The organism is uncultured Blautia sp., assembly GCF_902497045.1.
Taxonomy (GTDB): Bacteria; Bacillota; Clostridia; order Lachnospirales; family Lachnospiraceae; genus Blautia_A.
Genome location: NZ_CABVDF010000226.1, coordinates 1 through 4,696, shown reverse-complemented (window position 1 = coordinate 4,696; position 4,696 = coordinate 1). Strand labels below are relative to the sequence as shown.

Sequence of the window (4,696 nt, the reverse complement as noted above, 5' to 3'; positions counted from 1 at the left end):
ATATCCAGAATTCTACTTTTTCTTGTTTTTCTGATTTTATGGGAGATTTCCTCCCGTTTGGGATGGATCGATTCCTTTATTTTCAGCAGTCCCTGGGCAATCCTGAAAAATTTTGCTGAAATGTGCCGGGATCAGTCTCTGTTTGTCCACATCGGAATCACGCTTGCTGAAACCCTGATCAGCTTCTTTTTTGTAGTACTTCTGGGAATTGGAACGGCTGTGCTTTTGTGGCTGTGTCCAAAACTTTCCCGCATCCTGGAGCCTTACCTGGTGATCCTTAACAGCCTTCCAAAATCAGCGCTGGCGCCTCTTCTGATCGTATGGCTTGGCGCAAATGTCAGAACCATTATCGTAGCAGGAATGTCCGTTGCCATATTTGGCTCCATTATCAATCTCTATACCGGTTTTCGAGAAACAGATCCGGATAAAGGCAGGCTGATTGCCACACTGGGAGGTACAAGAAAGGATGAGCTTCTGAAGATCGTCCTTCCTTCCTCTGTGCCTCTGATCCTAAGTACCATGAAGGTTAATATCGGACTTTGTCTGGTTGGCGTGATCATCGGAGAATTTATCGGCGCCCGGCAGGGGCTTGGCTATCTCATCATCTATTCCAGCCAGACCTTTAAACTGACTACGGTTCTGATGTCCATTCTGATTCTGTGTGTCATTGCCATGGGGCTGTATGAGATTCTGAACCTGATTGAAAAGCACTGTCTGAAACATTCCTGACATATACAAAAATCCCCGGAAGCACTCTCCTGAAAAGAGCGCTCCGGGGATCTCTGTTTCCACAAAATCTGTCATTCAGACTGTTTTCTATGTTTCTTATGTGATTAGTGAGACTTCACCTGATTCCACAGTTCTCCGTAAGTCTGATCGGCCTCTGTTCCCAGATACTGGAAGGTTTCCAGATTTTCATATTTTGAAAGATCCGGAAAAGCAATCTCACTGTTCCGGATGGATTCATCCTCGATCAGCTTCCTTGCTTCCACATTAGGTGTCGAATAGGTGATATACTCAAAATTCTTCAGAGCAATGTCCGGTCTGCAGAGGAAATTGATGAACTTTTCACCATTTTCCTTGTTTTCTGCATTTTTAGGAATAACCCAGGAATCAATCCAGATATTACTTCCCTCCTCTGGAATCACATATTCCAGATCTGGATTTTCTTTCTGCGTATAAATAGCCTCGCCGGAATAGATCACTCCGATGGCAGCCTCATTTCCGATCATCTTGTCACGAACCTGATCGATGACATATGCCTGTACCAGCGGCTTCTGCTTGATCAGAAGGTCTCTGGCCTCTGTAAGCTCATCAAGGTCTGTGGAGTTCAGAGAATGCCCCAGATATTTCAGTGTAACACCAAAGGCATCACGGACAGAATCCTGCATAAGGATATTATCTTTATACTTCTCATCCCAGAGGATCGACCAGCTGGTGACTGGTTCTTTTACCATAGTTTTGTTATAAAGGATTCCAACCGTTCCCCAGCAGTAAGGAACAGAATATTTGTTTTCCGGATCAAACTGTCTGGACTGCTCCATATAATCCTTTCCAATATTTTTGATATTGGGAATGTTGTCAAAATCAATCTCCGCAAGCAGGTTGTTTTCGATCATCCTCTGGATCATATAATCACTTGGACAGATTACATCATAGGCAATGGCACCTGAACTGATCTTGGGATAAAGGATCTCGTTGGTCTCAAATTCCTCATACACCACATCGATGCCGGTTTCTTCCTCAAATATTGTCAGAACTTCCGGATCCAGATATTCACCCCAGTTATAAACCACCACTTTCTGGGAATTCATCACATTGTTTTCTTTGGAATAATAAAATCCTCCAAAAAGAAACAGTGCGCAGATAGTTACCGGAATCACACGACGTAACAGGATCCGCTTAACCTTTGAAGGTTTTTTCGCCCGTTTTTTCTTTGCTTTTGTGTCTTCTTTTTCTTCCGGCGAATAATTAATAAGGATCAGAAGCACAAGAACTGACACAAACATAATGGTAGACAGTGCATATATCTCCGGCTTGATCCCTTTACGAACCTCTGTGTAAATCTTGGTAGAAAGAGTATCGATCCCCGGTCCTTTTGTGAAATGCGTGATTACAAAATCATCCAGAGACATAGTAAACGCAAGCATAAAACCAGAAAGCACGCCAGGTACAATATCCGGGAACACTACCTTAAAAAATGCCTCCAGAGGAGAAGCTCCCAGATCCAGCGCAGCCTCATACACATGACGGTTTGTCTGTTTCAGTTTCGGAGCCACACTCAGGATCACATACGGGATATTAAAAGTAATGTGGGCGATCAAAATGGTTCCAAATCCCATTTTCATTCTGAATGCAATAAAAAGAAGCATCAGAGATACACCCATAACAATTTCCGCATTCATCATGGGAATATTCGTCACGCCCATATAAAAGGTGCGCCACCGCTGTTTCATTCCCTGAATCGCAATTGCTGCAGCTGTACCAATGATCGTTGCCGCTGCTGCCGCCACAAATGAAATGATCAGCGTGGTATAAAAAGCGCTCATAATCTGTTCATTCTGAAAAAGCTCCTTATACCATTTCAGAGTAAACCCGCCCCATTTCGCCCTTGTTTTGGACTGATTGAAGGAAAGTACCATCAGGGTAACAATGGGTGCATAAAGTATAATAAAGATCAAAGCCAGATACAGCTTCTGTAAAATTTTTCTGATCAAAATGCCGTACCTCCTTCTCCTTTATCGTATTTCGCCACAAGTGCCATACTGGCAATAATAAATACCATCAGCACAAGAGAAAGTCCGCTGCCCACATGCCAGTTACTGTTCTGCTTAAAGGACTGCTCAATCACGTTTCCGATCAGGAGGATCTTGCCGCCGCCCAGAAGATCTGAGATCACGAAGGTGGTAAGTGCCGGCACGAACACCATGGTGATGCCGCTGATCACTCCTGGAATACTCAAAGGAAATGTTACCTTCAGAAAAGTCTGGATCGGATTCGCTCCCAGATCTCTTGCAGCATTTATGACATTGGAATCTATTTTTATCAGCACATTATAAATGGGCAGTACCATAAACGGCAGGAAATTGTACACCATTCCCAAAATAATAGCATACGGTGTATTGATGATCTCCAATGCAGGGAGATGAAGAAATCCTAAAATACTGTTGATTACACCGTTTTTCTCCAGAAGAGTCTGCCATGCCATGGTACGCAGCAGAAAATTCATCCACATAGGCAGGATAAAGATCAGTACAATAAAGCTGGTCTGGTTTACCTGTTTCTGGCTTAGTATCATGGCAAGCGGATATGCCAGGATCAGACAGACCAACGTACTGATAAAGGACAGCAGAAGGGAAACTCCCAATGCTTTCAGGTTCTCCGGCGTAGTGATCTGCGACAGATTTGCCAGAGTCAGTCCGCCGTCATCACTGGTAAAAGCATAATACACGATCACCAGAAGAGGGATGATGACAAAGGACACTGACCAGAACAGATACGGACCGGCCAGAAGACGTTTACTCTTCAATGTTCACCGCCTCCTCATCTTCGGATTCCGGTTTTTTCATGATCTGGATATCAAAAGGATCCACATGAATGCTGACCTGAGTACCTACCGGGAACATGTCCGTACTGTGTACCAGCCACTCATAGTTATTAGCCGTAACCTCCATTTCATAATGTACGCCTTTAAAAATCAAATGAGTGACTACACCGTCGATACTTCCTTCTCCCGGTTTGAGAAGATCGATATCCTCCGGACGGATCACCACATCTACCGGTTTATTCTGTCCAAATCCCTCATCCACACAGGGGAAGTTTACGCCCAGTATCTTTACCATGCGGTCCTCCACCATAGTAGCCGAAATAATATTGCTTTCACCGATAAAATCCGCAACAAAAGCATTTTCCGGTTCATTATAAATCATTTCCGGTGTTCCGATCTGCTGGATATATCCCTGGTTCATAACTACAATGGTATCTGACATAGTAAGAGCCTCTTCCTGATCGTGGGTAACATACAGGAAAGTGATTCCCAGCTCGTTTTTCAAACGGATCAGCTCGTACTGCATGTCCTGACGAAGCTTCAGATCCAGCGCTCCCAGAGGCTCGTCCAGAAGAAGAACCTTCGGCTCATTTACAATTGCTCGGGCAATAGCGATTCTCTGCTGCTGTCCTCCGCTTAAAGAATCCGGCATACGGTTTTCATATCCGTCAAGATTTACAAGCTTCAGCGCATATTTGATCTTATCATGGATATACTGTTTGCTTTTATTTTTTATTTTCAGACCAAAAGCAATGTTCTCTGCAATTGTCATATGCGTAAACAGTGCATATTTCTGAAATACGGTATTTAACTGTCTTTTGTTTGGCGGAAGATCTGTGATGTCTTTTCCGTCAAAGATCACGCGGCCTGCATCCGGAGTCTCAAAGCCGCCAAGAATACGAAGTGTGGTAGTTTTTCCACATCCGCTTGGACCCAGAAGTGTCAGGAATTCATTTTCTCTTATGTAAAGATTAAAATCATCCAGAACGGTCTGCATCCCATAAGTTTTGGAAATATTTTGAAAATCGATCAGTTTATTACTCATGACCATTCCTCCCCTAAAAAAATCCCCTGTTTTTATACAGGACAACTCTTCCTGTATATCATAAAAACAGAGGAATTTCAATAGATTTTCAGTTATTTTACAAA

The 4,696-nt window shown here is 43.4% G+C and carries 4 protein-coding genes; 1 reads left to right on the top strand and 3 read right to left on the bottom strand.

Going from position 1 to position 4,696, the window contains the following annotated elements; genetic code table 11:
• Positions 1-729: ABC transporter permease (locus RDS42_RS12715; protein WP_308783989.1), on the top strand; the 729-nt coding region annotated here is incomplete at its 5' end.
• Between the two features lie 104 nt (positions 730-833).
• Here RDS42_RS12715 and RDS42_RS12710 read toward each other — a convergent pair.
• Genes RDS42_RS12710 through RDS42_RS12700 form a run of 3 tightly spaced genes read right to left on the bottom strand, consistent with a single transcriptional unit; the run spans position 834 to position 4,592 of the window.
• The gene (locus RDS42_RS12710) at positions 834-2,717 is read right to left on the bottom strand and encodes an extracellular solute-binding protein (protein ID WP_308783988.1); all 1,884 of its coding nucleotides are present in this window, start codon (positions 2,715-2,717) and stop codon (positions 834-836) included.
• Positions 2,714-3,529, bottom strand: a complete 816-nt coding sequence (locus tag RDS42_RS12705; protein WP_308783987.1) for an ABC transporter permease — start codon at positions 3,527-3,529, stop codon at positions 2,714-2,716. The genes RDS42_RS12710 and RDS42_RS12705 overlap by 4 nt, the downstream gene beginning before the upstream one ends.
• The gene (locus RDS42_RS12700) at positions 3,519-4,592 is read right to left on the bottom strand and encodes an ABC transporter ATP-binding protein (RefSeq protein WP_308783986.1); all 1,074 of its coding nucleotides are present in this window, start codon (positions 4,590-4,592) and stop codon (positions 3,519-3,521) included. Before RDS42_RS12700 ends, RDS42_RS12705 begins: the two co-directional genes overlap by 11 nt.
• Positions 4,593-4,696: the final 104 nt, after the last annotated feature.

What these genes read in the sequence shown, in the direction of transcription:
- RDS42_RS12700 (WP_308783986.1), bottom strand. Translation starts at nt 4,592, where the DNA reads ATGAGTAATAAACTGATCGATTTTCAAAATATTTCCAAAACTTATGGG.